This window comes from Streptomyces sp. NPDC055749, from assembly GCF_053617235.1.
This window is the reverse complement of record NZ_JBSHFH010000007.1, coordinates 1-25448: the sequence shown is the minus strand read 5'-3', so window position 1 is coordinate 25448 and position 25448 is coordinate 1. Positions and strand designations below refer to the sequence as shown.

The following is a 25448-nucleotide window of genomic DNA, read 5'->3' as shown; positions in this document are numbered from 1 at the left end:
CTACGGCATCAGCGTCTCGACTAGCGTTTCCTGGAGTGCGCCCAGCCAGAGGTAGGCCATCACCATGGGCTTGCGCGGGTCGCTGTCGGGAAGGCGGTAGAGCGAGCCCTCCTCGGCGCCGTCCTCGTCGGAGACCTCGAGGCGGGTGCCGATGGTGAGCCGCAGGTCGTTGAGGGAGCCCAGCCAGTTGTGGCACTCCTCGGCGGTGAGAGTGAGCACGGCGCCGCCGTCCCCGACGGGCGAGAGCGAGTCCAGGGTCCGTACGACGGCGAGGGCGTTCTCGCGCTTACGGCTGCGCAGGTCGTTCTCGGTGAAGCGGCGGAATTCGGCGGACGCCTCGCGCAGCTCCTTGTCCTCGTCCCCGTACGCCTCGGGGAAGAGCCGGGCCAGGGCGGGGTCGGACGGCGGTTCGCTGGGGCCCTCCGCGAAAAGCGCGGCGAGCGGGTCCTCGCCCTCGGCGGGCTCGTCGCCGGGACCGACCAGCTCCAGGAGCTGGACGGCGAGGGAGCGCAGGATCGCGATCTCGACCTCGTCGAGCGCGACGGCCGCGCCGCCGCCGGGGGTGGCCTCGAAATGGCCGGCCATGGATTCTCCGATGGTGGGGCGGAAAGAAGGGGCAGCGGTGCGCCTAGTTGCGGTCCTGGGTCAGCGTCGCCCAGAGACCGTAACCGTGCATGGCCTGGACATCGCGCTCCATCTCCTCGCGGCTTCCGCTGGAGACGACGGCGCGGCCCTTCTGGTGGACGTCCAGCATCAGCTTGTGCGCCTTGTCCTTGGAGTAGCCGAAGTAGGCCTGGAAGACATAGGTCACGTAGCTCATGAGGTTGACCGGGTCGTTGTGCACCAGCGTCACCCAGGGGACGTCGGGCTCGGGGACGACGGAGGTCTCCTCGGCCGATTCGGGACGTTCGATCTCTACAGGGGTAGCGACGCTCACCTACCCCATGCTGCCACCCGGGAGGGCTCATCGCACAAACGGACCCTACATCTCGTCACTTTGACGAAATAGGGGGTAGCATCCGTGTCATGAACTCAGCGGACCTTGGGCGACGGGTCGGTGTGCCGTCGACCGCACTCTTCACCGACCAGTACGAGCTCACGATGGTGCAGGCCGCACTGAAGGCCGGTACCGCGGACCGGCACTCGGTGTTCGAGGCATTCACCCGGCGGCTGCCCGAGGGGCGGCGCTACGGAGTGGTCGGAGGCACCGGTCGGGTGCTCGACGCGGTGGAGAACTTCCACTTCGACGACGAGATGCTGACCTTCCTCCGCGACCGGAGCATCGTCGACGCCCCGACACTCGAATGGCTGGCCGACTACCGGTTCAGCGGCGACATCTGGGGCTACCCGGAGGGCGAGGTGTACTTCCCGGGCTCGCCGATCCTGCGGGTCGAGGGCTCCTTCGCCGAGTGCGTACTGCTGGAGACGGTGATCCTCTCCATCCTCAACCACGACTCGGCGATCGCCGCCGCGGCCTCCCGGATGTCGGCGGCGGCCGGTGGCCGCGGGCTGATCGAGATGGGTGCCCGTCGCACGCACGAGCTGTCCGCGGTGGCCTCGGCCCGCGCCGCGTACGTCGGCGGCTTCGACACCACTTCGGACCTGGCCGCGGGTTTCCGGTACGGCATCCCGACCGTCGGGACGAGCGCGCACGCCTTCATCCTGCTCCACGACACCGAGCGCGACGCGTTCCAGGCGCAGGTCGACTCCCTCGGCCGGAGCACGACCCTGCTCGTCGACACCTACGACGTGACCGAGGCGGTCCGTACGGCGGTGGAGATCGCCGGTACGGAGCTCGGGGCCGTACGGATCGACTCGGGCGACCTGCTGCTGGTCGCGCACCGGGTGCGGCAGCAGCTGGACGAGCTGGGCGCCACAGAGACGAAGATCGTGGTGACCTCGGACCTGGACGAGTACGCCATCGCCTCCCTCGCCGCGGCGCCGGTCGACGCCTACGGCGTGGGCACACAGCTGGTCACCGGCAGCGGGCACCCCACCTGCTCGATGGTCTACAAGCTGGTCGCCCGCGCCGGTTCCGCCGATCCCGCGGAGCCGCTGCGTTCGGTCGCCAAGAAGTCGATGGGCGGCAAGTCCTCGGTCGGCGGGCGCAAGTGGGCCGCGCGCCGGCTGGACGAGCACGGGGTGGCCGAGGCCGAGGTGATCGGCACCGGCCCGGTCCCGGCGGAGCTGGCCGGCCGGCAGCTGCTGGTGGAGCTCGTACGGGAGGGCGAGGTCATCGCGCGCGAGCCGCTGGAGGCGGCCCGGCAGCGGCACATCGCCGCCCGCGAGGGCCTGCCGATGTCGGCGAGCCAGCTGTCGCGCGGCGAGCCGGTGATTCCCACCGAATACATGTGACGAGCAAGCCCGTCGGGGGCCCTTCCCCGGACGGGCTTGATTGTCGGGCCGGAGTCTCTAGGCTCGGTGGCATCCCCACCCGGCCCGACCGCCGCACCACTCCCCCATCGAAGGACACCCGCCATGCACCGCGCGTTGATCGTCGTGGACGTTCAGAACGACTTCTGTGAAGGCGGCAGCCTCGCGGTGGCGGGAGGCGCCGACGTCGCCGCCGCCATCACCGACCTGATCGGTGAGGCCCAGGCCGGATACCGCCATGTGGTGGCCACCCGCGACCACCATGTCGACCCGGGCGACCACTTCTCGGACCGGCCCGACTTCGAGCACTCCTGGCCCGCGCACTGCGTCGCCGGTACGGAGGGGGTGGGCTTCCACCCCAATTTCGCCCCCGCGGTCGCCTCCGGCGCCATCGACACCGTCTTCGACAAGGGTGCGTACGCCGCGGCGTACAGCGGCTTCGAAGGGGTCGACGAGAACGGGGTCGGCCTCGCCCAGTGGCTGCGGGACCGCTCCGTGACCGAGGTCGACGTGGTCGGTATCGCCACCGACCACTGCGTCCGGGCGACGGCGCTCGACTCGGCCCGCGAGGGCTTCACCACGCACGTACTGCTGGATCTGACGGCCGGGGTCGCCGAGGCGACCACCGAGCGGGCGCTGACGGAGCTCCGTACCGCGGGCGTGGAGCTCACGGGGAAGCCGGTGGTCGCGCCCGCCGGCTAGTCCTGCGCGGCCCGCTCAGGCGGCCGGGCGGACCGGGCCCGCGTAGCCGCCGGCCGGTCTCAGCAGGGCCCGGATCGGGTGCCAGAGCTCCTGGCCGGTCTGCGGGCAGGCCCGCCACAGCAGGCCGTCGGGGTGGTGCAGCACGGCCGTGATCTCGTCCGGAGTGGGCGGCTGGGCGTTGCCGCGGAGGTAGACGGCACGCAGGCCCAGGTTGCGCAGACGGGTCAGGGCGCGTGCCCGGTTGGCCGCGTGCACCAGGACCCGTACCGGAGCCGCCGGGTCCGCTCCCTCGGCCGTATGGGTGAGGGTGAGTGCCACCACCACCGTGCCGTTGGGCAACCTGCAGAAACCTCCGCCTGCCATCTTCCGCGCTCCCCCGTGAGACGTCATGTCAATAAGGATCCGAACAAGAGGCACCTAAACACGATCGGCCGCCGCCCGCTAGAGGGCGACGGCCGATCATGGTTTGACCTGCGGTGATGCTGACTACTTGGTCGACGGACCAACCAGAACGGTCATCGTCGAGCCGCTGAGCGGCTCGCTGACGATCGAGATCCGGGTGTTGGTGTCAGTGACCTTGACGCTTCCGGTCGGGTTCTCCGCGTACCAGTAGGTGCCCTTGCGGTCGTCGAAGACCGGGACACCGCGCGACGGCTTGATCCGCAGCGGCACGTCGGCCTTGTGCAGCGTGAAACCGTCGGTCTGGCGCCAGCTGAACGGAGCGTCGAACGGCTGGATCTTGTTACGCAGGAGCGTGCCGTCCGCCCACTTCATCGGCTTGGCGTGCGAGTCGACCGGGAGGATCAGACCCTGGCCGTGGTGCTGGGAGGTGTTGTTGTCCTTCTGGGAACCGTCCCAGAGCCACACCATCAGACCGTTCTGGTACGGGTAGTGCTCGACCCAGTCGGGACGGGTCGACGAGAAACCGAAGTTGTACGGGCCGACCTTGAGGGTCTTGTCGTACGAGACGTACTGACGGTTCTCCGCGATGTAGAACTGCGGGTACTCGTTGGAGAACGACTCACCGATCCGCGAGAAGCCCTTGGCGGTCCAGCCGTTGTCGTCGCCCTCGGCGTTGTCCGAGAAGAGCGCGGCACCGTCGGCGGTCACCGTGATGGCGTCGGCCGTGAAGCCCTTGCCGCCCGCGCCGCCGTCCGTCTGGTAGCGGAAGCGGAGGTCGATCTTCTTGCCCGCGTAGGCGTTCAGGGAGTACGAGAGCTTCTTGTACGCGCCCGAGACGTCGGTGAGCGCCGGCTTGTCGCTGGCGTCGCGCGGGATCGCCTTGCCGTCCGCCGTACCGTCGAGGGCGGTCCAGTTGGCGCCGCCGTTCTCGGACACCTCGGTGTAGAGGTAGTCGTAGTCGGCCTCGATGTCGTACCAGCCCGAAAGGTCCAGCGACGCGGCGGACTTGCCGGTCAGGTCGACCGAGCGGGTCAGGGTGTTCGACAGGTCGTCGCCCATGTCGCTCCACCACTGCTTCGAGCCCTCGGCGGGCTTCGTGACAGAGGTGGTGACGGCCTTCTTCGGGAGCTCGACGACGAGCGCCTGCTTGTCCTTGGTGTTGTACTCGGCCACGCCCAGCTTGTGCAGCGAGCTCGTACCCGCCTTGGCGGTGGCGTAGTCGAGCCAGCCCAGCTGGAGCTTGTCCCAGGCGGTCATGTCGCCCGGCAGGTTGCCGATCTCGCCGGTGCCGGTGCCGAGCCAGGAGCCCGCCGACATCAGGGACCAGAAGCCGACCGAGTTCTCGCCGCCGCCGGAGGTGTCGTACAGGTCCGGGAGACCGAGGTCGTGGGCGTACTCGTGGGCGAAGACGCCCAGGCCGCCGTTCTCGGGCTGCGCGGTGTAGTCACCGACCCAGATGCCCGTGTCACCGATCTGCGCGCCACCGGCCTTGTTGTTGGCCGGGCCGGTCGCACCGGCGTTGGTGCCGTACGCGTACCAGCGGTGCGCCCACAGCGCGTCGGTGCCCTGCGCGCCGCCGCCCGCCGACTCGTCCTCGCCGGCGTGGACCAGCTGGAAGTGGTCGATGTAGCCGTCGGACTCGTTGAAGTTGCCGTCCGCGTCGAAGTCGTAACGGTCCCACTGGTCGTACTGCGCCAGGTCCGTCTTGATCTGCTCGAGCGTGCGGCCCTTGGCCTTCTGGTCGGCGACCCAGGCGTTGACGCCGTCGCGGACCGTGTCCCACACGTTGGCACAGTTGCTGTTGCCGCAGTAGTTGGAACCGTAACGGGCCTCGTTGTACGGGACCTTGACCCAGTCCGAGACCGCGCCGTCGACCGAGTAACGGCCGGAGGAGGTCTTCTCGTAGTAGGTCTTGAGCGAGTCGACGCCCTTGCCCTCGCCGAAGTACAGCTCCTGGAAGTGCGCCTGGTTGTAGTCGGCCTTCCAGGCGGTGCTGTTGTCCTTCGCCGGGTCGGGCTCGGCTATCTGGTTGTGCGCCGGTCCGGCCGTGCCGCCGTACTTCTTGACGGGCGGCTTGGGGCCGTCGCCGTCCGGGTCGAACATGGTGGTGTCGTCGACCTGGTCGCCGAACTCCACCAGGATGGTGAAGATCTTGTCGGTCTTCTCGCGGCCGAGCTCGACGTACTTCTTGTCGTCGAGCTTGACGACCTTGGAACCGTTACGGTTCGCGACCTTCTTGTCGCCGGAGATGACCTGCTCCAGGGCGGCCTGACGCTCTGCGTCCTGCTGCTTGCTGAAGGGTCCCTCCAGGTCGTGGTCCTGTCCCTTCGCCGGTGCCGCCGGGTCACGGCGGTCGACGATGGAGGCACCCTGGCCCGACGTCTGGTCGTCTGCCTGCGCGGTGGCGAAAGCCGAAGCCGTCGCGGCGCTCGCGGCCAAGGCCACGGCAACCGCGGTGGCGCGGAGCGCACGTCTCTTAGTGGTCACTTGATGCAGTCCTCCCCAGCGCCCGCGTCCGCGGCCAGGGGGTTTCTGAAGGGCCGCGCGCGTAAACGCGTCACAAGTGACCACATTCGATCGGAGTTACGGAAGAAAAGACAGACCTTGACTTGGACACACCAAGTGCACTATGCAGGAGCCTCTTTCCGGTATCCGGACGTTCATGAAACGGCAACGGGCGCGTCGGATCGGCATGTTGAGGGAGATCGTGACCCAGTGCGCCCCCCATGCATCAGCACCGTGGGTTAGGTCACGCTTACCACCCGTTCCGCCCGGGCATCCACCGTCATAGAGTCGCTTGACAGTGCGACCGTGTTGAGAGACTGCCCCAACCGACGTCCCGAGGACGGATATAGCCATGGCGCATCCGACTGCCGCACAGCTCTCCTACGGTTCGGTCACCGTCGTCTTCTCGACCCTCGCCATGCTGCTGCTCTCCCGTGCGGAATCCGTCGTCGGCGTGGCGGTCATCGGCACCGCGGCGCTCGCGCTCGGTCTGCTGGTGGCCCTGACCGTACCCCTGCCGAAGCTCACGAGGACGTCGAGGACGGCGACCGCGCCGGCCGCCGTCCGTACCCGCCAGCCGCTCGACGAGATCGCCGCGAAGGTTCCCGCGGCACGCTCGGCCGAACGCGTCGAGGAGCACTCGTTGCGTCGCTGACCCCTCGTACTGCGGCCCGCACTACGGGACGCGCTACGGGACGGAAACCACCACCGTCTTGGCCGCCTTGTCCTGGAGCCCCTGCCGGTAGGGCTTGTCCGTGAACATCAGCACGATATTGATCAGCCACCACAGGCACGGGCAGCACAGCAGCGCCGGAAGCCACAGCACCACCGCGCGCATCAGCGCGGAGCTGGTGTCCGGCACCCGGCCGTCGTTGAGCATCGCGACGCGCAGCTTCAGCAGCCGCTTCCCGATCGTCCGGCCGTCCTTCTTGGTCAGATAGGTGTCGTACGCGACATAGGCCACGAGGCCGATCAGTGACCAGAGCAGCTGGTTCCCGGTGTACGAGTTACTGATGGCCGAGGAGAAGTCCTCGTCACCGTTGTCGTTCGTGACGTCGACCGCGCCCCCGAAGGGCAGCGAGATCAGATACAGCGGGATCGAGATGATGAGGAAGTCGATCAGCCGCGCCAGAATCCGCTTGCCCGGTTCGGCGAGCGGCGGCATACCCGCCAGCGGGTCGACCCCGCCGTACTGACCGCCGTACTGACCTGGATCGTACGGCGGCGGAGGCGGCGGGGGCGGCTCGCTGCCGTACGGAGAACCCCCGGACGGCGGCGTCGGCTCCTGCGGCTTCTTGAGGAACGGATCGTCGTCCTCGGGCGGCTGGCCGGGCGTCGGCTGGTCGTTACTCATGGGGGCAGTGCACCCCGGCCCACCCCCGCCCGCAACGGCTCAGGTGCGTTCGGGGGAAGGGGCGGGGTTTCCGGGGCGGATGGCCGTCAGCCGGAGACGAAGGTGCGGGCCGCCTTGTCGTGCCAGCACTGGCGCCACGGACGGTCGATCAGACACCAGAGCACGTTGAGCACTCCGACGACGAGAATGCCGAGGATGCCGTAGACGAGCCAACGGCGCAGCGCGGCCCCCACGGTGGGCGGACCGTGGGACTCGATGTCGCGCACCTGGAGGCCGCAGAGCTTCTTGCCGAGCGTGCGCCCCCACTTGGCGGTGGGCAGGGCCTCCAGGAGGAAGCCGAGGACGAGGAAGGCGCCGAGGACCGCCCCGAACAGCCCGGCCGTCGTGGAGTCCACCAGCCAGACGGTGACCGTCTCGCCGGACTGCTTGGCCGCTTCGATCTTCTCGTCGATGTGGTCCATGGCCTGGGTGACCAGCGGGAATCCGACCGCGCCGACGACGGCGCCGAGCACGACCGTGTCGAGGAGCCGGGCTGCGAGCCGCTTGCCGAGACCGGCGGGCCTGGCCGACGTCTGGGCGCGGGCGAGCTGCTGGAAGTGGTCGTCGACGGGCGGCTTCCAGGGCACGACGGGCTGGTCGGGCCCGGCGCCCTGCGCCACTCCCTGCTGCCCCTGCTGCCCCTGATGTCCATGAGGCTGCTGGGGCTGGAGTTGCTGCGGTGGGCGGGCGGTCTGCTCGGGCTGGGCGAGCTGGTGGACCTGCTGGGCCCAGGAGGCCGAGCCACCGCCGGGGCCGGGGGTGAGGGGCGTGTGGAGCGCCGGGGGTACGGGGGTGGGCGCCGGTGCGGGGGCCGGTGCAGGGGCCTGGCTGCGGGCCTGGGGGGCTTGCGGGGTCTGCGGGGTCTGCTGCCCCGCGGCCTGCGGTCCCTGGCGCTGCGCGGGCGGGGACGCGGGCGCCTGTGCCTGTGCTGGTGCCGCGGCCTGCGGGGTGGCGCCGGGGCCCACCGCACGGATCGTCATCGTGCCGTCGGCGGGCGCGGGTCCGGTGTCGCGGGGCCGGTTCTTACCGGCGCCGCCGCCCCTGCTGCCCGTGGCGCGGATCGTGACCGTCCCGTCGGCCGGCGGACGCCCCGCGTCCGCGGCGGGCCGGTCGGACCGGATGGCCATGGTGCCGTCGGGGACAGGTGCGCCGCCGTCCCGCATACCGGGCAGCGCACCGCCGGTCGGGTCCTGCGCCGCGGGCCGGCGCGGGTCGGCGGGGGCTCGGTCGGCCGGGGTCCGGTCGGCAGGCGCACGAGGGGCGGGCGTGCGGTCGGCGGGGGTGCGCGCGTCCTGGACGCCCTGGGCGTCCTGCGGCGCCTGGCCGCCCCACGACACACGCCGGTCGCGGTCGCCGCCGAAGCCGGTCTGGCGTGAGGTGTCGGCCTGCCAGGCGGGTGCGGGTCCTGAACGGCCTCCGGAGGCCGCTTCCCCGTCGGTGCCGTGGACCTCGTCCACGTCGTCGACCTCGTCGAAGAAGACCGGTCCGGTCTCCTCCACCGAGGCCGCCCGCTGGGCCGGTGCGGCAGCCGCTTCGGCGGGGGGCGGTGCCGGAACCGTCTCGCCCTGCTGCGGCGCCGGCCGACTCGTACCGGGAACCCACGAGGCGCCGTTCCAGTACCGGACGTACCCGGGAATGGACGGATCGGGGTAGTACCCCTCGCGGGGGCTGTCGTCACCGGGTGCCGGGGTTGGCGCGCTCATCACCGTGGTCCCGTATCTCTTCGAGGTCTCAGACCGTCCGTACAAGGGTCCACATCTATCAGACGGCCGCATGCCCCCGGGCCGGTCCCGTCGTTTGGACCTTCTTCCGGGGACTTCTGAAGTTTTTTTGAGAAGTCGCGTAATAGGTGGCAGGGAGGGCGGTCTCTCCTTGTGCGGGCCGGTCGTGGGACCGGCCTCCGAGCACCGGAAGGTCGTGCACTCTCATGCTGAACGTCGTGGAACGCGAGCTGGAACTGAAGCTTGTCCTGTCCCCCGAGCGCTCCATCCCCGTCCCCGCCCGGCTGAGCTACCGCACAGCGGACCCGTACGCCGTGCACATCACGTTCCACATCGGCTCCGAGGCGCCCGTGCACTGGACGTTCGCGCGGGAGCTCCTGGTGGAGGGCGTGTTCCGGCCGTGCGGGCACGGGGACGTACGGATCTGGCCGACGAAGATCGACGAACGCAGCGTCATCTGTGTCGCCCTGACCTCGCCCGACGGCAACGCCCTGCTGGAGGTGCCGTCCGCGGCCGTGGCCGCCTGGGTGGAGCGGACGCTGCGGGTGGTGCCGCCCGGGACCGAGACCGAGCGGCTCGGTCTCGACGAGGCGCTCGCCGAGCTGCTCGCCCCGCTGCCGGCGGACGACCTGTGGCTGAGCGACCCGTGGCCCTCGGACGAGTCCCCGACCCAGGACGGCGAGGCGTGACGGTACGGGGACGGGTGCCGGGGTCAGAAGAGCTTGCCCGGGTTGAGGAGTCCCAGCGGGTCGAACGCGGCCTTGATGCCGCGCTGCATCTCGATGCCGACCTCACCCAGCTCGCGGGCGAGCCATTCCTTCTTCAGTACGCCGACGCCGTGCTCACCGGTGATGGTGCCGCCCAGTTCGAGGCCGAGGGCCATGATCTCGTCGAAGGACTCGCGGGCCCGGCGGGATTCGTCGGCGTCCGTGTGGTCGAAGCAGACGACGGGGTGGGTGTTGCCGTCACCGGCGTGGGCGCAGACACCGATCGTGAGACCGAACTTCTCGGCGATGGCGACGGTGCCTTCGAGCATCGCGCCGAGCTTCGAGCGCGGTACGCAGACGTCGTCGATCATCGTGGCGGACGTGATGGCCTCCAGGGCCGTGAGCGACATCCGGCGGGCCTGGAGGAGCATCTCCGACTCGGCCGCGTCATCGGCGGGGACCACTTCGGTGGCTCCCGCGGCGGTGCACAGCTCCCCCACTGCGGCCAGATCGGCTGCCGGGTCGGGGGTGTCGAAGGCGCAGAGCAGCAGCGCCTCGGTGGTCTCGGGGAGGCCCATACCGGTCAGCGCGTTCACGGCGTGGACCGTCGTACGGTCCATCAGTTCGAGGAGTGACGGGGTGTGGCCGCGCTCCATGATCCGGCAGACGGCGTCGCAGGCTGCTGCCGCGGAGGCGAACTCCGCGGCCAGGACGAGCTGCTGCGGCGGCTGCGGCTTCAGCGCGAGGACGGCCTTGACGACGATCCCGAGGCTGCCCTCGGAGCCGACGAAGAGACGGGTGAGGTCGTATCCGGCGACGCCCTTGGCGGTGCGGCGGCCGGTGGTGAGCAGGCGTCCGTCGGCGAGGACGATCTCCAGGCCGAGCACGTACTCGGCGGTGACGCCGTACTTCACACAGCACAGTCCGCCGGACGCGGTGCCGATGTTCCCGCCGATGGTGCACGTCTCCCAGCTGGAGGGGTCCGGCGGATAGTACAGACCGTGCTCGTTCACGGCGCGTGACAGGACGGCGTTGATGACGCCCGGTTCGACGACGGCGATCCGGTCGACCGGGCTGATCTCCAGAATCCGGTCCATCTTCACCAGGGACAGCACGATGCAGCCCTCGGAGGCGTTGGCCGCCCCGGAGAGGCCGGTACGCGCACCCTGCGGGACGACCGGGACGCGCAGCGCCGTCGCCGTACGCATGACGTGCTGGACCTGCTCGACCGTGCGCGGGAGCACGACGACGGCAGGGGTGCCCGCGTCGCAGAAGCTCGCCATGTCGTGGGCGTACGAAGCGGTGACGTCGGGGTCGGTGATCAGTGCCTCGGCGGGCAGACCCGCGCGCAGCTGTTCGAGAAGATCCGTCATGATCCAAGACTGACACCCGGGGCCAATGGTGTGAACCCGTATGCGGCAGCGTTCGCAAGGCGCGGTGTGCTCTTCGTACTGACGCAGAGTGATCGGTATGGATGTCATGCCGCAGCAGGATCCGGAATCCCGTCAGCCGCCGCCCGAGACCTATGCCTCCCCCGCCTCCCCGGCAGGGGCGACCGCGCTCCCGCCGGAGGGTGCGACAGCCGCCCCGCTGCCGCCTCCCACGCTGCGTACGACCCTGCGCCGAGCCGCCTTCGGGGCGGTGGCGGCTGCCGTGCTGGTGGCGGGTGCGGTGGTGGCCGTGCCGGAGAACCGGAGGGACGCCGGGCCCCGCGTGCCCAGTCCGGTGGAGCGGGCGCGGGCGGCGACGACGGCGGGCTCCCCCGCCGCGCTCTCGGACCTGACGGCGCTGATCACGGACCGGCGGAAGTGGGTGGCTCAGCATCCGAAGGACGCGCCGTCGTGGGCGGTGCTCGGTTCGGCGTACGTGGAGTGGGGGCTGCGTTCTGCGGACGCGGCGTACTACACCCGTGCGGAAGAGGCGCTCCGGCGCTCGCTGGCCGCGCAGCCCGGTGAGCGCGGGAACGGGGACGCGTGGGTGGGCATGGCGGCGCTCGCCAACGCGCGGCACGACTACCTCGCGGCGAGGAAGTGGGGCGAGGCGGTACGGGAGCGGCAGCCGAAGACGTGGCGGACGTACCCGGTCCTGATCGACGCGTACAACGGGCTTGGCGACTACGAGGCGGCCGGCGCGGCGACGGAGAAGTTCGCCGAGCTCCGCAAGGGTGTGCCCGCCCTGGTCAGGACGGCCGGGATGTACCGCGACAGGGGCTGGCGCGAGGACGCGCTGGCCACCGCCCAGGAGGCCGCGGACCGGGCGACGGCCCCGGCCGAGAAGGCGGAGGCCCTGTACCGGCTGGGCGAGCTGGCCTGGGAGCGCGGTGAGCTCGAGGAGGCCGTGGCCCAGTACGGCGCGGCCCTGCGCACCGACAGCGGCCACCACCCCTCGCGTGCGGGCCGGGCCCGCGCACTGGTGGCCCTGGACCGCACGGACGAGGCGCTGTCCGACTACCAGACGGCGGTGGCGAAGCACCCCCGCCCGGAGTACGTACTCGAACTGGGCGAGCTGTACGAGTCGTTGGGCTTCGACGGCGACGCCCTCACCCAGTACACGGAACTGCGCGCGATGCTGACGCGGGCGAAGACCGCCGGGGTGAACGAGACCCTGGTCCTGGCCCGCCTGGAGACGGACCACGGCGACCCGGCCGCGGCGGTGGAGCTCCTGCGCACCGAGTGGTCCCACCGGCACCGCAGCGCCGCGGTGGCCGACGCCCTGGGCTGGGCACTGCACCGCTCGGGCGACTCGGCACAGGCCCTGGAGTACGCCCGCAAGGCCATGGAGACGGGCGTACGGAACGCCTCGTACGCGTACCACCTGGGCGTGATCGAACGGGAGCTCGCCCAGTACGGCACGGCCCGCCGCCACCTGGAGGAGGCCCTGCGCACCAACCCGGCCTTCTCCCCACTGGCCGCCCCCCTGGCCGAGGACGCCCTGAACACCCTGGGCGACCCGGCGGACGGCGGCCCCCAGGACATGCAGCCGGCAGCGCCCCCGGCCCAGGCCCCGTCGCCGGAACCGGAACCGGAACCGACGAAGGAGGCCCCGGCTCCCCCGCGAAAGGCATCCCCGGCACCGTCGCCGAAGCCCTCCGGCGCGGCCACCAAGGTGGCCCCCGCCCCCACTCCCTCGGCCCGGCCGTCGGCGGGGCAGTGACCGTGCTCAGCCGGTCGTGGTGCGGTCCCGCCAGTGGATGTACGCGGCTTCGGCGTCGCCGGTGAACGACCACGGGGTCGTCGTCGCCCGGTTGTCCAGCAGCTGGAAGATCTGTCCGGCCCGGTCGGACATGTCGGCGTGCACCAGGCCGTGTGCCAGGTGGTTGAGGTCGGCGACGTCCTGGGCGGCGGGCGAGCGGTGGGCGATCCACCGGTCCAGGGCCGTCGTCAGGTCGTTGCGGACCCCCGCTTCGTTCCAGTGGCGGTTCATGAAGAGGGCGTTGCTGCCCTCGGTCGCCTTGCGATGACGGAAGTGCTCGGCGCGCGCGACCAGCGGGAGGATCGCGAGGGGGGAGCCGTCGGGTACGTGCATGGTGGCGTCCCAGGCGAAGTTGAGTGCCGTGCCGTGCGAGCCGTGCCAGCGGGCGGAGAGGTAGCGGAGCGCCTGGTGGTGGCCCTCGCGGTGGCAGGGGTCGCGGTCCAGGATCTCCTTCCACCAGTGGTTCATGTGCCGGTGGCCGTCCGGGTAGAGGCGCCCCAGGGACATCAGGGACACCCAGGGGTACGGGTCGGCCCGGGCGAGCTCGGCCGCCCGGTAGCAGAGCCCTGCCGCCCGGTCGAGCGCCGCCGGGTCCGGGGCGGAGCCGTTGCGGGCGGCTGCGAACATCCGCATCACCTCGGTTTCGGCACGCAGCACGGCGGCGTCCGGGTTGGCGGGCTCGTAGACGGACCACAGGTCGACGGTGCGGCTTGCGGCCGCCGTGTCGGCGAGCAGTTTGATGCGGTGGGCCCGCCGGTCCCAGTCGTGGGCGCTGTGCGCCAGCAGGTCGCGGGGGCCCTCCCAGCGGCCCATCAGGATGTCCTGGCAGCCGTCGCTGAGTTCGCGGTCGCCGAACGCCGGGTCGTAGTCCGGCACCGGCCTGCCTCTTCGCAGCCAGGCGGCCATGACGGGGTCCCCTCAAGGTCGGGTACGGGTGGATCGGTGGCTGCGTACGTCAGAAGTCGCTGAGTACGCCGTCCCTGCGCCCGCCCACCGTGTCGGCGGCCGGCGCGGGGGCGAAGTTCTCGTCGTCGGTGCCGAGAACGTCGGCGAGCTGCGGATCCAGTCGCCGGGGGCGGAAGTAGGAGCGGTTGCCGTTGAACCACGCGGTGAAGAGCGGGATCAGGCCGAGGGCCAGGGCGCCGAGACCGATGGCCAGCTCCGCGAACGCCATTTCGGGGACGGTCGCCGCGAAGACCCAGATCATGAACGCGGCTCCGCCGAGCGGCCACAGACCGATGAGGAGCAGATTGCCCACCGAGTGGAACACCACCCTGCGGTGGACGACCACCACCGAGATGCCGGCCAGTGCGTAGTAGAACGCGATCAGCAGGCCGATGCCCGCGAGGGCGTCCGACATCAGTTCGTCCGCGTCGCCCATGGCCGTGCTCACACCGGCGACCAGCAGGACGATCGCCCCCACGACCAGCGTGGCGACCCACGGGGTTCGGCGCGTGGTGTGGATGCGTCCGAGGGCGGACGGCATGGTCCGGTCGCGGCCCATCGCGAAGAGGGTTCGCGTGGCCTGGAGGAGGGTGGTCTCCAGGGTGGCGACGGCGGACAGCAGCACGGCCAGGATCAGGATCCGTCCCCATCCTCCAGGCCAGACGGCGTCTCCCAGGGCCAGCAGGAAGCCGCCTCCCTCGTCGGCCACCGCGCCGGGGCCGAGGGCGACGTTCGCGCCGACCGTGACGACGAGGAAGACCACCGAGGTCGTGACCAGTCCGACGAGTCCGCCCAGTCCGGCCCCGCCGCCTCCGCCGCGCGTCTCCTCGCTGAGGTTGGACGTCACGTCCCAGCCCCAGAAGCTCGCTCCGGCGATGAGTGCTCCGGCGGCGAAGGTGTGCGTGGCGTCGAAGTTGCCGAAGCCGAACCAGGAGAGGGAGAAGTCGGCGGCCGGTTTCCCCATCGTCAGTGCGGCGATCGCCACGGCCGCCAGCAGGAGGATCTGGACGGCGACGAACACCGCCCGCGCCCGGGTGCCGATCCTGGTTCCGTACGCCACGACAGCTGCCATGACGAGGAACCAGCCCATGCCGACCACCGTGGACAGCGCCGTGTTGTCGGCCAGTTCGCTGTCGAACAGCGCCAGTGTCGCAGCGCCGGCGGGCTCGGTGGAGGAGATCAGGAACACCGTGGTGGCGACGACCACGGCCCAGCCGCTGAGAAAGCCGAGGGCGGGGTGGAGCGACCGCGCGACCCACGAGTACGTGGCGCCCGAGTTGATGTCCAGCCGTCCCAGGTACCGGAAGGCGAGGGCGATGCCGATCATGGGGATGGCGCAGTAGAGCAGCACCGCAGGGGCTGCGAAGCCGACGGCGGCGATGAGCGCCGGGATCATCGCGACGACGGTGTACGCGGGACCGCAGCCCGCGATTGCCATGACCACCGAGTCGAACGTGCCGAGGACTCCGGCCTGTAGGCCGTTCCCCTCGCTGGCAGCCCTGTCGTTCACGGATCGCGCCCTTCCCTTGCCATGTACGGAGAGCCGAATCCTCCCTGCGACTGACCGGTAACACAATGGGTTCGGGTGCGTTTTCTGTTGACAAATGCGATCCGCGAGGCGCTTCTCGTTACTGAACTCTTCCCCGTGTGCGGATTTCGTTGCCGCACCCCCCTCTCGGCCCCGGCCATCGAAACAGCCCCCGGAACGCGGAACGGGCCCCACGAAGGGGCCCGTTCAGCTGTCCCGGCCGGGGAGGCGGCGCAGGGACCGTGGTGGTTCTAGAGGTTGCCGCGCTTCTCCTGCTCGCGCTCGATCGCTTCGAACAGGGCCTTGAAGTTGCCCTTGCCGAAGCCCATCGAGCCGTGGCGCTCGATCATCTCGAAGAAGACCGTCGGGCGGTCCTGGACCGGCTTGGTGAAGATCTGGAGCAGGTAACCGTCCTCGTCGCGGTCGACCAGGATCTTCAGCTCGCGCAGGGTCTCGACCGGGACGCGAGTCTCGCCGGCCCAGTCGCCGAGCGTGTCGTAGTACGAGTCGGGGGTGTCCAGGAAGGAGACGCCCGCCGCGCGCATCGAGCGGACCGTCGCGACGATGTCGTTGGTGGCAAGCGCGATGTGCTGGACGCCCGCGCCGCCGTAGAACTCCAGGTACTCGTCGATCTGCGACTTCTTCTTCGCGATCGCGGGCTCGTTGATCGGGAACTTGACCTTCAGCGTGCCGTCCGCGACGACCTTCGACATCAGGGCGGAGTACTCGGTGGCGATGTCGTCGCCCACGAACTCCTTCATGTTGGTGAAGCCCATGACCTTGTTGTAGAAGGCCACCCACTCGTTCATCCGGCCGAGCTCGACGTTGCCCACGCAGTGGTCGATGGCCTGGAAGGTGCGCTTGGCCGGCGGCTCGACGATCGGGCCGGTGGCGGCGAAGCCCGGCAGGTACGGGCCGTCGTAGCCGGTGCGCTCGACGAGGGTGTGGCGGGTCTTGCCGTACGTCGCGATGGCGGCCAGCACGACCGTGCCGTGCTCGTCCTTGACCTCGTACGGCTCGGTGAGGCCGGTGGCGCCGTGCTCCACGGCGTAGGCGTACGCGGCGCGCGCGTCCGGGACCTCGATGGCCAGGTCGACGACGCCGTCGCCGTGCTCGGCGACGTGCTCGGCCAGGAAGCGGCCGTGGTCGGTGGACGCCTTGATGACCGAGGTCAGGACGAAGCGGGCGGCGCCGTTGGTCAGGACGTAACTCGCGGTCTCGCGGCTGCCGTTCTCCGGTCCGGAGTAGGCGACGAGCTTCATGCCGAAGGCGGTCGAGTAGTAGTGCGCGGCCTGCTTGGCGTTGCCCACGGCGAAGACGACCGCGTCCATTCCCTTGACCGGGAAGGGGTCGGCCTGCCGGGCGGTGTCGGGGGTGGTGTGCAGAGTCTCAGTCATACCCAAAGGTTCCCGCCGCTTCGCAAGGTGCGCAACAGTTTGCGATCCGAGTGAGCAATCTGTGCAGTGGGTATGCCCATCCGAGCCGCTGTCTGTACATGATGACCATCACATACTCGACACTCGATACCTCCGGAGGCGGACCCGTGACGATCGACCGACTGGACGGGCGGCTCATCGTGCTGCTGGCCCGCGAGCCTCGTATCGGAGTGCTCGAAGCGTCGCGACGGCTCGGGGTGGCGCGCGGGACCGTGCAGGCACGGCTGGACCGCCTTCAGTCGAACGGGGTAATCCGGGGCTTCGGCCCCGATGTCGACCCGGCCGCGCTCGGCTACCCCGTCACCGCCTTCGCCACGCTGGAGATCAAGCAGGGCCAAGGGGCGGACGTCCGGGCCCATTTGGGCGGCGTTCCCGAAGTGCTGGAGTTGCACACCACGACCGGGCACGGCGACATGCTGTGCCGGCTGGTCGCCCGTTCGAACGCCGATCTCCAGCGAGTGATCGACCGGGTTGTCGGATTTGATGGCATTGTCCGGGCCTCCACGGCGATCGTCATGGAGAACCCGGTGCCGCTGCGCATCATCCCGCTGGTCGAGCAGGCCGCGGAGGACACCGACTGAACCGGGGAGTGACGTGTGAGCTTCTGGGAGTACCTGGGAAATCGGCACCAGCAACTGCTCACCGACGCGTTCCAGCACGTCAGCGCCGTCTTCCAGTGCATGGTCATCGCCACCGTGCTGGGCATCCTGATCGGCGTGCTCAGCTACCGGAGCGGCTGGGGCGGGTCCCTGGCCATCACCTCCACGGCGACGATCCTCACCATCCCCTCCCTCGCCGCGATCGGCCTGCTGATCCCGCTGGTGGGTCTCGGCGTACCGCCCACCGTCATCGTGCTCACGCTGTACGGGCTGCTGCCCATCGTCCGTAACTCCATCGTCGGGCTCCGCGGCGTCGACCCGTCCCTCGTCGACGCCGCGACGGGCATCGGGATGTCGCGGTTCGCCCGGCTGTGCAAGGTGGAACTGCCCCTCGCCTGGCCGCCGATCCTGACCGGGATCCGGGTCTCCACGCAGATGCTGATGGGGATCGCCGCCATCGCCGCGTACGCCTCCGGGCCCGGCCTGGGCAACGAGATCTTCCGCGGGATCGCCTCCCTGGGCAGCGCCAACGCGATCAACCAGGTGTTGGCCGGCACGCTCGGCATCGTCATCCTCGCTCTGCTCTTCGACGCCGCGTACGTACTGCTCGGGCGGCTGACCATTCCTAGGGGTATCCGTGTCTGAGACCGCGACCGAGGCAGAACCGAGCAGCAACGCGACGTCCGGCGCCACCATCCGGCTGGAGAATCTGACCAAGACGTATCCCGGCAGTCCCAGCCCCGCGGTGGACAACGTCTCGATGGACATCAAGGCCGGTGAGACGGTCATCTTCGTGGGGCCGTCCGGCTGCGGGAAGTCCACCACCCTGAAGATGATCAACCGGCTGATCGAGCCGACGTCCGGGCGGATCAGGATCAACGACGAGGACGTCACCGACATCGACCCGGTGAAACTCCGCCGCAAGGTCGGATACGCGATCCAGTCGTCCGGGCTCTTCCCGCACATGACGGTCGCGGAGAACATCGCGCTCGTACCGAAGATGGTCGGCTGGTCGAAGTCGCGGGTGAAGGACCGGGTCGAGGAGATGCTCGATCTGGTCGGTCTCGACCCGAGGGAGTTCCACGGGCGCTATCCCCGCCAGCTGTCGGGCGGTCAGCAGCAGCGGGTGGGGGTGGCGCGGGCGCTGGCCGCCGATCCGCCGGTGCTGCTGATGGACGAGCCGTTCGGCGCCGTCGACCCGATCACCCGCGACCACCTCCAGGACGAGCTGATCCGGCTCCAGCACGAGCTCCACAAGACGATCGTCTTCGTCACCCACGACTTCGACGAGGCGATCAAGCTGGGCGACCGGATCGCGGTGCTGCGGGAGCGCTCGCACATCGCCCAGTTCGACACTCCCGAGGCGATTCTGACCAATCCGACGGACGATTTCGTCTCCGGGTTCGTGGGCGCGGGCGCCGCCCTGAAGCGGCTCAACCTCACTCGCGTACGGGATGTGGGCATCGCGGACTTCCCGACGGTGACGGTCGACGACCCGCTTCAGTCGATCTTCAACAAACTGCGCAGCGGCCCGTACAACGAGCTGCTGATGCTGGACCGCAGGAACCGCCCGTACAAGTGGCTGCGGCGCGGCGATCTGATGCGGGCGCGCGGGTCCCTGGCCCGTGCCGGGCAGCTGGTGCACGACACGGTGACGCGGGACGCCACACGCTGCACGACGCGCTGGAGGCGGTGCTGATCGACAGCGGCGGGCGGGTGGCGGTGACGGGGCGGCGCGGTGAGTTCATCGGGGTCGTCGACATGGTGACCCTCATGAACTCCGTGCAGGAGCTCCTGGAGGCCGACCGGCTCACGGCCCTGGAGCACGAGCACGATCTGGAGGAGCTGCGGGCCCACCGGACCGAACAGGAGCTGGAGGGTGGTGGCACCACCGAATGACTCCGAGCCATCAGGTGCCGCCCGGGCGCGGGGTGCCGGACACCCGTCCGCCCGGCGAGCACGATGTCAAGGGAATCGCCTTCCGTGACGAGGAGGAGGATCCCGTCGCGGTGCCGGCCGGTCCGCCGCGCCGGATCACCTGGCGGAAGCTGGTGCTGGTGCCGCTCGCCCTCGCGGTGGTCCTGGCCATCACCTTCGTATGGATCACCAACGTCCATCTCGACTCGATCGCGAAGAACTCGCTGGACGACGGCAATGTGCGGCTGCGGGTCTGGCAGCACATCAGACTGACGGCCATCTCCACCTTCTGGGTGCTGATCATCGCGATCCCCCTCGGGATCGCACTGACCCGGCGGGGTCTGAGCAAGGGCGCTCCGGTCGTCACGGCCGTCGCCAACATCGGGCAGGCCACCCCGGCGATCGGGCTGCTCGCCCTGCTGGTGATCTGGCTGGGCATCGGCCCGTCCACGGCGATCATGGGCATGGTGATCTACGCGGTGCTCCCGGTGCTCTCCAACACGGTGGCCGGGCTGAAGTCGATCGATCCGACGCTGGTCGAGGCCTCGCGCGGCATCGGGATGTCCGGGGTGGGGACACTCGCCAAGGTGGAGCTGCCGCTCGCCGTACCGCTGATCCTGGCGGGCGTGCGGACGGCCCTGGTGCTCAATGTGGGCACGGCGACGCTGGCCACATTCGGTGGCGGCGGCGGTCTCGGCGACCTGATCACCTCGGGCATCCAGACCCAGCGGATGCCGGTCCTGGTGCTGGGCTCCGTCCTGACGGTGGTGCTGGCGCTGCTGGTGGACTGGATGGCCTCGCTGGTCGAGCTGTCGCTGACGCCGCGTGGACTGGAGGGACCGTGACCAGGGCCTCTCTGGCGGGGATCGTGGTGGCGTCCGTACTGCTCGCCGGGTGCGGGCTGAAGAGCGGTTCGCCGATGGTGGACGAGGTGGAACCGGGCTCGGTCGGCGCGGGCGAGCCGCTCAAGGGCGCTTCCCTGACGGTCACATCGAAGAACTTCAGCGAGAACATCATCCTGGGCCAGATGATCGGCCTGGTCTTCAAGGCGGCGGGCGCGGAGGTCCTGGACCGGACGAATCTGCCGGGTTCGATCAGTGCGCGCGAGGCGATCGTCCAGGGTGACGCGGATGCGATGTACGAGTACACGGGTACGGCCTGGATCACGTACCTCGGCCATGCGAAGCCGATCGTCGACCCGCAGGAGCAGTGGGAGGCGGTCCGCGACGAGGACCGGGGCAACGGGGTGACGTGGCTGCCGCAGTCCACGCTCAACAACACCTACGCGCTGGCCATCAGCAAGAAGAACAACGCGAAGTACAAGCTGAGGACGCTCTCGGACGTCGCCGAGCTGGCGAAGAAGGACCCGGGCGCGGTGACGATCTGCGTGGAGAACGAGTTCGCGTCGCGCGACGACGGTCTGCCGGGCATGGAGAAGGCGTACGGAATGTCGGTCCCCACCGCGAACATCCAGAAGATGGACGCCGGGATCATCTACACGCAGGTCTCCAAGTCCGACTCCTGCCTGCTGGGCGAGGTGTTCACCACGGACGGGCGGATCAAGGCGATGGACCTGGACGTGCTGGAGGACGACAAGCACTTCTTCCCCAACTACAACGCGGCGCCGGTCATCCACACGGCGACCTTCGAGAAGTACCCGGAGATCGCGGGTCTGCTGGACCCGGTCAGCAGGAAGCTGACCACGGAGGTGGCGCAGGTCCTCAACGCCAAGGTGGACGTGGACGGCGAGGACCCGCACGAGGTGGCGAAGGACTGGCTGGTGGCGGAGGGCTTCATCAAGGAGGGGTGACGCCCGGCTGCGGGCGGGGTGCTTGGGCGCTTGCAGGTGGGGCGCCCGGAAGTTCCAAAGAAGTGCTTGCAAAGAATCTGTTGCAAAGGTGTCTTTGCAAGTCTAGAGTCGCGGCATGACAGAGAACGAGGCCGGCCGCGAGGACCGGGCGGCCGACGCCCCCGAGCTCCACCACGTGAACGCCCGCACCCTGCGGGGGCTGGCCCACCCGCTGCGGCTGCGACTGCTCAGCGCCCTGCGGGAGTTCGGTCCGGCCACCGCGTCCGGTCTCGCGGACCGGCTCGGCGAGTCCAGCGGCGCCACCAGCTACCACCTGCGCCAACTGGCCACGTACGGCTTCGTGGCAGACGCCCCGGAGCTCGGCAAGGGACGCGAGCGGTGGTGGAAGGCCGTGCACGTCGGCACGGCGTTCGACCGCAGCGCCAACTTCCTCCGCGACCCGGACCCCGAGGTGCGCGGCGCCATGGGAGTCGTCCTGCACGAGGTCGCCACCTGGCACACCCAGGAGGTCAGCACCTGGCTCGGCACGATGCACGAGTGGCCCGAGGAGTGGCTCCACAGCTGGGACCTCAGCGACTTCAAGGTGCGGCTGACCCCCGAACTCTCCACGGAACTGTCCGAGAAGATCCACGACCTCGTCAACAGCTACCGGGGCCGGGTCCCGGAGGGCACCGAAGGCTCGGCCGTCGTCCGCGCCCACCTGCACGTCTTCCCGCGCTCGACCGACTGAAGGGACCACCGCCGTGCACCCCGACATCCACCTCCAGCTGCACACGTTCCGCTCCGCCGAACTGCACCGCGAGGCGGCGGCGGTCCGGCCCGTACGCAAGAACATGAAGGCCCAACTGGGCTGGGCCCTCATCGAGTTCGGCCTGCGGCTCACACAGGAGCGCTCCGCCTGCGCGACGGTGCGCGCACCTCGCACGGCCTGATCCACGACCGGGGGGAAATCCATGGGACACCGCACACCACTCGCCGCCGTACTCGCGGCCAACTCCATATCCACCGCAGGCACTTCGCTCACTCTCATCGGCGTCCCCTGGTTCGTCCTGGAGACCACGGGCAGCGCGGGCCGGGCCGGCGTCGTCGCCTTCTGCGCGACCCTGCCGATCGTCGTCGCCGCGCTCATCGGCGGCCCCCTCATCGACCGGATCGGCCGCCGCAGGGTCGCCGTCGCCTCCGACGCGGTCTGCGGCACGGCCATCGCCACCATCCCGCTGCTCCACTACGCGGGGGCGCTCGAATTCTGGATGCTGTGCGCGCTGATGGCGCTCAACGGCCTGGCCCACACGCCAGGGAACACGGCACGCTACGTCCTCGTCCCCGACCTCGCCGAGCACGCCGGCACCACGCTGGCCCGCGCCGCCAGCCTCTTCGACGCCGTGTCGCGCGGCGCGCGGATGGTCGGGGCCGCGCTGGCCGGTGTGCTGATCTCCTTCGTCGGCGCCGAGACCGTACTCCTGCTGGACGCGGCGACGTTCGGCCTGTCCGCACTACTGGTCGCGGCAGGCGTACGAGGGGTCCGGGCGGCCGAGCCGCGCAAGGCCGCGGCTCCGGTGTCGCTGCGCGCGTACCGCTCCGAACTCCGCGAGGGCTACGCCTACTTGCTGGGCAACCGGCTGCTGCTCGCCGTCGTGGTGATGGTGATGTTCATGAACGGCACCGACCAGGGCTGGAACGCCGTCCTGCTGCCCGTGCACGCCGAGGGCGAGCTGGGCGGAGCCACCGATCTCGGCCTGCTCACCGCGCTGTTCGGGGCGGGCGGACTGACGGGAGCACTGCTGTACGGGGCCGTGGGGCACCGCTTCTCGCGGCGGACGGTCTTCACGGTGTGCGTGATCCTGTGCGGCGCACCCAGGTTCGCGGTCGCCGCGCTGACCGGGACGACACTGCCGCTGGCCGTCACGATGGCCCTGGGCGGAGTCGCGGGCGGCATGCTGAACCCGATCCTGACCACGATGACGTACGAACGCGTCCCCGAGGAGCTGCGCAGCCGGGTGTCCGGGGCGCTCACCGCGGGCTGCGAGCTCGCCATGCCGGTGGGCGGTCTGGCGGCCGGGCTGCTGGTGGAGAGCATGGGGGCGACGGGAGCGCTGCTCGCGATGGGCGGGGTCTACTTCCTGGCAACGCTGAGCCCGCTGATCTTCCCCGCCTGGCGCACGATGGAGGAACCGGATCCCGCCGCCGGGAAGGGTGCCGACAGCCCGGAACTCGCGGCCGGAAAGGGTGCCGACAGCCCGGGACCCGCCGCCGGAAAGGGCGTCAGCAGCCCGGGACCTCGCCCCCCTGCTCCAGCGCCCGCAGAGCGGACACCGCACCGCTCAGCGTCGTGACCGGAATCAGCTGGAGGCCCTTCGGCAGCTCGGCCTCCGCCTCCCCGCACTCGGCCTTCGGTACGAGGAAGACCGTCGACCCGTCACGGCGGGCCGCCTGAGTCTTCAGGGACACCCCGCCGACGGCGCCGACCTCGCCGTCGGCGCTGATCGTGCCGGTTCCCGCGACGTTACGGCCGCCGGTGAGATCGCCGCCGGAGCCGTCGCCGTCCAGCTTGTCGATGATGCCGAGCGAGAAGAAGAGTCCGGCGCTCGGCCCGCCCACATCGGCGAGGTTCAGACTGACGTCGACGGAGCCGGGGGCCTTGTCGAGGTACTTCAGGGCCGCGTCGACGGCGACGTTCTGCGACTCCTTCATGTCTTCGAGGTTGTGCTGCTCGATCTCCTTCTCGGAGCCGCCCGTCGGGTACACGGCGTCCCGAGGCATGACCGCCCGGTCCGTCCTGAACCAGCTGTCGATCACGTCACCGATACCGACCTCGGCGGTCGGCCCGGTCGCGACGATCGTCGTCATCCGGAGCTGACCCTCGGTGGGCCGGGTGGGCGTGCCCTTGATGGTGATCACCGGTTTCCCCTGGTCGTCCCCGAGGACGTCCGCGGTCAGCCCCGGCTGCGCCAGGGTGAACGGCAGGGGCGCGAAGGCCGCCGTACCGAATACCGCGAGAACGGGCAGCGCACAGAGGGCGAGAGCGCGGGGGCGCGGAAGGCTGGAGAGGCGAGAGAGCACCCGCACAATCTATCCGCGCCTCGCGGGGGCGACCCCACAGGCACCCGCCCCCACACCCCGGCGCCCCGTCACCGCAGCGCGTCCGCCACCTCCCGGGCGGCGTCCAGCACACGCGGACCCACCCGTTCCGGTACGGCGTCCGCGAGCATCACCACACCGACGCTGCCCTCCACCCCCGAGACCCCGACGAGCGGCGCCGCGGCCCCGCTCGCACCGGCTTCGAGCTCGCCGTGCGTGAGGGTGTAGCCGGGGTGGTCCGGTGCGGTCTGCTGCCGGGCGCTGAGAATCGCCCGGCCCGCCGCGCCCCGGTCCAGCGGGTGCCGGAAACCTGCGCGGTAGGCCACGTGGTAGTCGGTCCAGGTCGGTTCGACCACCGCGACGGCGAGGGCGTCGGTGCCGTCTACCAGCGTGAGGTGGGCGGTGGCGCCTATGTCCTCGGCCAGCGAACGCAGCGCGGGCAGCGCGGCCTCCCTGACGAGGGGGTGCACCTGACGGCCCAGGCGCAGCACGCCCAGGCCCACCCTGGCCCGGCCACCCAGATCACGGCGTACCAGGGCGTGCTGTTCGAGCGTGGCGAGCAGACGGTAGACCACGGTGCGATTGACGCCGAGTTTGTTGGACAACTCGGTGACGGTCAGGCCGTGGTCGGTGTCGGCGAGCAGTTTGAGGACGCGCAGTCCTCGGTCGAGCGTCTGGGATGTCTCCGCGGTCACGACGCCCTCTCCCTCTTGGTGAGTGGCGGCGGCTCTCTCTCGCAGAAGTCGCGGCACCGGTCCCAGCGGCGACGCACGGAGAGGCCGCCGGCTGGCCATGGCACCGGCTGCGCTCCGCGGCGGCGCTGCCACGGGGCGTTCATATGGCCGGGACAGTAGCGAGCGAGTCCGCTCAGCGGAAGACCTCGTCCAGAATCCGGGCGTCTGCGGAAACTCTCGAACGGCCTCCGGGCATAAGCGCCGGTCAGCGGGACACCGTCCGGAACCCGGACATCTACGCGCGTCCTGGTCGGGCGACTCGTCCGCGACGCTCCGTATACGGCATGTGCACCACATGTGAACCAGCGTTAACAGGCTGTAAACAATCGGCCAAAACTTTTCCATGAAGGCACCGGAAAAGAGTCAGGAAAGCAGCCGGCCCGGGCGAGGAGCAGCGCTCCTCGCC

The 25448-nt window shown here is 70.1% G+C and carries 24 protein-coding genes and 1 pseudogene; 13 read left to right on the top strand and 12 right to left on the bottom strand.

The genetic code is table 11. From position 1 onward, the window contains the following. Both ACWGO0_RS07130 and clpS read right to left on the bottom strand, forming a co-directional pair. A complete protein-coding gene (locus tag ACWGO0_RS07130; RefSeq protein WP_453529277.1) occupies positions 1 to 585 on the bottom strand; it encodes a DUF2017 domain-containing protein in 585 nt (194 codons plus the stop codon). A gap of 43 nt (positions 586 to 628) precedes the next feature. Further along, positions 629 to 937: an ATP-dependent Clp protease adapter ClpS gene (gene clpS, locus ACWGO0_RS07125; RefSeq protein ID WP_453529274.1), complete on the bottom strand. Its 309-nt coding sequence runs from the start codon at positions 935 to 937 to the stop codon at positions 629 to 631. An 89-nt stretch (positions 938 to 1026) separates the two neighbouring features. On the opposite strand from clpS, the gene ACWGO0_RS07120 reads away from it, so the two are divergent. Then, the gene (locus tag ACWGO0_RS07120) at positions 1027 to 2355 is read left to right on the top strand and encodes a nicotinate phosphoribosyltransferase (RefSeq protein ID WP_453529272.1); all 1329 of its coding nucleotides are present in this window, start codon (positions 1027 to 1029) and stop codon (positions 2353 to 2355) included. A 123-nt stretch (positions 2356 to 2478) separates the two neighbouring features. Further along, positions 2479 to 3075, top strand: a complete 597-nt coding sequence (locus ACWGO0_RS07115; RefSeq protein ID WP_453529269.1) for an isochorismatase family protein — start codon at positions 2479 to 2481, stop codon at positions 3073 to 3075. A gap of 15 nt (positions 3076 to 3090) precedes the next feature. On the opposite strand, the gene ACWGO0_RS07110 is transcribed toward ACWGO0_RS07115, so the two are convergent. Both ACWGO0_RS07110 and ACWGO0_RS07105 read right to left on the bottom strand, forming a co-directional pair. Then, the gene (locus ACWGO0_RS07110) at positions 3091 to 3438 is read right to left on the bottom strand and encodes a hypothetical protein (protein WP_453529266.1); all 348 of its coding nucleotides are present in this window, start codon (positions 3436 to 3438) and stop codon (positions 3091 to 3093) included. A gap of 123 nt (positions 3439 to 3561) precedes the next feature. Further along, entirely contained in the window at positions 3562 to 5964 is a 2403-nt protein-coding gene (locus ACWGO0_RS07105) for an immune inhibitor A domain-containing protein (RefSeq protein ID WP_453529263.1), read from the bottom strand. 370 nt (positions 5965 to 6334) lie between these two features. Here ACWGO0_RS07105 and ACWGO0_RS07100 point away from each other — a divergent pair, with 370 nt between their 5' ends. Next, the gene (locus ACWGO0_RS07100) at positions 6335 to 6637 is read left to right on the top strand and encodes a hypothetical protein (RefSeq protein ID WP_453529261.1); all 303 of its coding nucleotides are present in this window, start codon (positions 6335 to 6337) and stop codon (positions 6635 to 6637) included. A 33-nt stretch (positions 6638 to 6670) separates the two neighbouring features. Here ACWGO0_RS07100 and ACWGO0_RS07095 read toward each other — a convergent pair whose 3' ends face one another. Both ACWGO0_RS07095 and ACWGO0_RS07090 read right to left on the bottom strand, forming a co-directional pair. Continuing rightward, on the bottom strand, positions 6671 to 7336 hold the full coding sequence (locus ACWGO0_RS07095; RefSeq protein WP_453529258.1) for an RDD family protein: 666 nt from the start codon (positions 7334 to 7336) through the stop codon (positions 6671 to 6673). An 86-nt stretch (positions 7337 to 7422) separates the two neighbouring features. Then, positions 7423 to 9078 (bottom strand): RDD family protein, encoded by a 1656-nt coding sequence (locus tag ACWGO0_RS07090; RefSeq protein ID WP_453529255.1) that lies wholly within the window; start codon positions 9076 to 9078, stop codon positions 7423 to 7425. A gap of 224 nt (positions 9079 to 9302) precedes the next feature. Here ACWGO0_RS07090 and ACWGO0_RS07085 point away from each other — a divergent pair, with 224 nt between their 5' ends. After that, positions 9303 to 9785, top strand: coding sequence for an SsgA family sporulation/cell division regulator (locus ACWGO0_RS07085; RefSeq protein WP_453529252.1), 483 nt, complete (start codon positions 9303 to 9305; stop codon positions 9783 to 9785). Between the two features lie 23 nt (positions 9786 to 9808). Here ACWGO0_RS07085 and ACWGO0_RS07080 read toward each other — a convergent pair whose 3' ends face one another. Continuing rightward, positions 9809 to 11176 carry an FAD-binding oxidoreductase gene (locus ACWGO0_RS07080; RefSeq protein WP_453529249.1) on the bottom strand — a complete coding sequence of 456 codons (1368 nt, stop codon included), beginning with the start codon at positions 11174 to 11176 and terminating at the stop codon, positions 9809 to 9811. Positions 11177 to 11273: 97 nt separating this feature from the next. Here ACWGO0_RS07080 and ACWGO0_RS07075 point away from each other — a divergent pair, with 97 nt between their 5' ends. Continuing rightward, complete coding sequence (locus ACWGO0_RS07075; protein WP_453529247.1) at positions 11274 to 12956, top strand: tetratricopeptide repeat protein; 1683 nt, start codon at positions 11274 to 11276, stop codon at positions 12954 to 12956. A gap of 6 nt (positions 12957 to 12962) precedes the next feature. Here the strand turns inward: ACWGO0_RS07075 and ACWGO0_RS07070 are convergent, their stop codons facing one another. From ACWGO0_RS07070 to hppD, 3 genes are all read right to left on the bottom strand, one after another. Further along, positions 12963 to 13901: a hypothetical protein gene (locus ACWGO0_RS07070; protein ID WP_453529244.1), complete on the bottom strand. Its 939-nt coding sequence runs from the start codon at positions 13899 to 13901 to the stop codon at positions 12963 to 12965. 49 nt (positions 13902 to 13950) lie between these two features. After that, entirely contained in the window at positions 13951 to 15450 is a 1500-nt protein-coding gene (locus tag ACWGO0_RS07065) for an APC family permease (RefSeq protein WP_453529241.1), read from the bottom strand. 269 nt (positions 15451 to 15719) lie between these two features. Then, complete coding sequence (gene hppD, locus ACWGO0_RS07060) at positions 15720 to 16865, bottom strand: 4-hydroxyphenylpyruvate dioxygenase (RefSeq protein ID WP_453529238.1); 1146 nt, start codon at positions 16863 to 16865, stop codon at positions 15720 to 15722. A gap of 146 nt (positions 16866 to 17011) precedes the next feature. Here hppD and ACWGO0_RS07055 point away from each other — a divergent pair, with 146 nt between their 5' ends. The 8 genes and pseudogenes from ACWGO0_RS07055 (at position 17012) to ACWGO0_RS07020 (ending at position 23563) form a co-directional block, all read left to right on the top strand. Next, positions 17012 to 17485 carry an Lrp/AsnC family transcriptional regulator gene (locus ACWGO0_RS07055; RefSeq protein ID WP_453529235.1) on the top strand — a complete coding sequence of 158 codons (474 nt, stop codon included), beginning with the start codon at positions 17012 to 17014 and terminating at the stop codon, positions 17483 to 17485. A gap of 15 nt (positions 17486 to 17500) precedes the next feature. Continuing rightward, a complete protein-coding gene (locus ACWGO0_RS07050; RefSeq protein WP_453529232.1) occupies positions 17501 to 18148 on the top strand; it encodes an ABC transporter permease in 648 nt (215 codons plus the stop codon). Next, positions 18141 to 19402, top strand: a pseudogene (locus ACWGO0_RS07045) (betaine/proline/choline family ABC transporter ATP-binding protein). The gene ACWGO0_RS07050 and the pseudogene ACWGO0_RS07045 overlap by 8 nt, the downstream one beginning before the upstream one ends. Continuing rightward, positions 19399 to 20265: an ABC transporter permease gene (locus ACWGO0_RS07040; RefSeq protein ID WP_453529229.1), complete on the top strand. Its 867-nt coding sequence runs from the start codon at positions 19399 to 19401 to the stop codon at positions 20263 to 20265. Before ACWGO0_RS07045 ends, ACWGO0_RS07040 begins: the two are co-directional and overlap by 4 nt. Next, positions 20262 to 21230 (top strand): glycine betaine ABC transporter substrate-binding protein, encoded by a 969-nt coding sequence (locus ACWGO0_RS07035; RefSeq protein ID WP_453529226.1) that lies wholly within the window; start codon positions 20262 to 20264, stop codon positions 21228 to 21230. Before ACWGO0_RS07040 ends, ACWGO0_RS07035 begins: the two co-directional genes overlap by 4 nt. A 115-nt stretch (positions 21231 to 21345) precedes the next feature. Then, positions 21346 to 21960 (top strand): helix-turn-helix domain-containing protein, encoded by a 615-nt coding sequence (locus ACWGO0_RS07030; RefSeq protein ID WP_453529223.1) that lies wholly within the window; start codon positions 21346 to 21348, stop codon positions 21958 to 21960. A gap of 13 nt (positions 21961 to 21973) precedes the next feature. Next, positions 21974 to 22162, top strand: a complete 189-nt coding sequence (locus ACWGO0_RS07025; RefSeq protein ID WP_453529221.1) for a hypothetical protein — start codon at positions 21974 to 21976, stop codon at positions 22160 to 22162. A gap of 21 nt (positions 22163 to 22183) precedes the next feature. Continuing rightward, a complete protein-coding gene (locus ACWGO0_RS07020; RefSeq protein WP_453529218.1) occupies positions 22184 to 23563 on the top strand; it encodes an MFS transporter in 1380 nt (459 codons plus the stop codon). Here ACWGO0_RS07020 and ACWGO0_RS07015 read toward each other — a convergent pair. After that, entirely contained in the window at positions 23493 to 24290 is a 798-nt protein-coding gene (locus ACWGO0_RS07015) for a S16 family serine protease (protein WP_453529215.1), read from the bottom strand. The two genes, ACWGO0_RS07020 and ACWGO0_RS07015, sit on opposite strands and share 71 nt — an antisense overlap. Before the next feature lie 68 nt (positions 24291 to 24358). Next, positions 24359 to 25003, bottom strand: a complete 645-nt coding sequence (locus ACWGO0_RS07010) for an IclR family transcriptional regulator (protein ID WP_453529212.1) — start codon at positions 25001 to 25003, stop codon at positions 24359 to 24361. Positions 25004 to 25448 lie beyond the last annotated feature (445 nt).

Coding starts and splice junctions, on each gene's coding strand:
- ACWGO0_RS07130 (WP_453529277.1), bottom strand. CDS start 585: ATGGCCGGCCATTTCGAGGCCACCCCCGGCGGCGGCGCGGCCGTCGCG.
- ACWGO0_RS07120 (WP_453529272.1), top strand. CDS start 1,027: ATGAACTCAGCGGACCTTGGGCGACGGGTCGGTGTGCCGTCGACCGCA.
- ACWGO0_RS07115 (WP_453529269.1), top strand. CDS start 2,479: ATGCACCGCGCGTTGATCGTCGTGGACGTTCAGAACGACTTCTGTGAA.
- ACWGO0_RS07110 (WP_453529266.1), bottom strand. CDS start 3,438: ATGGCAGGCGGAGGTTTCTGCAGGTTGCCCAACGGCACGGTGGTGGTG.
- ACWGO0_RS07100 (WP_453529261.1), top strand. CDS start 6,335: ATGGCGCATCCGACTGCCGCACAGCTCTCCTACGGTTCGGTCACCGTC.
- ACWGO0_RS07095 (WP_453529258.1), bottom strand. CDS start 7,336: ATGAGTAACGACCAGCCGACGCCCGGCCAGCCGCCCGAGGACGACGAT.
- ACWGO0_RS07090 (WP_453529255.1), bottom strand. CDS start 9,078: ATGAGCGCGCCAACCCCGGCACCCGGTGACGACAGCCCCCGCGAGGGG.
- ACWGO0_RS07085 (WP_453529252.1), top strand. CDS start 9,303: ATGCTGAACGTCGTGGAACGCGAGCTGGAACTGAAGCTTGTCCTGTCC.
- ACWGO0_RS07080 (WP_453529249.1), bottom strand. CDS start 11,176: ATGACGGATCTTCTCGAACAGCTGCGCGCGGGTCTGCCCGCCGAGGCA.
- ACWGO0_RS07075 (WP_453529247.1), top strand. CDS start 11,274: ATGGATGTCATGCCGCAGCAGGATCCGGAATCCCGTCAGCCGCCGCCC.
- ACWGO0_RS07070 (WP_453529244.1), bottom strand. CDS start 13,901: ATGGCCGCCTGGCTGCGAAGAGGCAGGCCGGTGCCGGACTACGACCCG.
- hppD (WP_453529238.1), bottom strand. CDS start 16,865: ATGACTGAGACTCTGCACACCACCCCCGACACCGCCCGGCAGGCCGAC.
- ACWGO0_RS07040 (WP_453529229.1), top strand. CDS start 19,399: ATGACTCCGAGCCATCAGGTGCCGCCCGGGCGCGGGGTGCCGGACACC.
- ACWGO0_RS07030 (WP_453529223.1), top strand. CDS start 21,346: ATGACAGAGAACGAGGCCGGCCGCGAGGACCGGGCGGCCGACGCCCCC.
- ACWGO0_RS07020 (WP_453529218.1), top strand. CDS start 22,184: ATGGGACACCGCACACCACTCGCCGCCGTACTCGCGGCCAACTCCATA.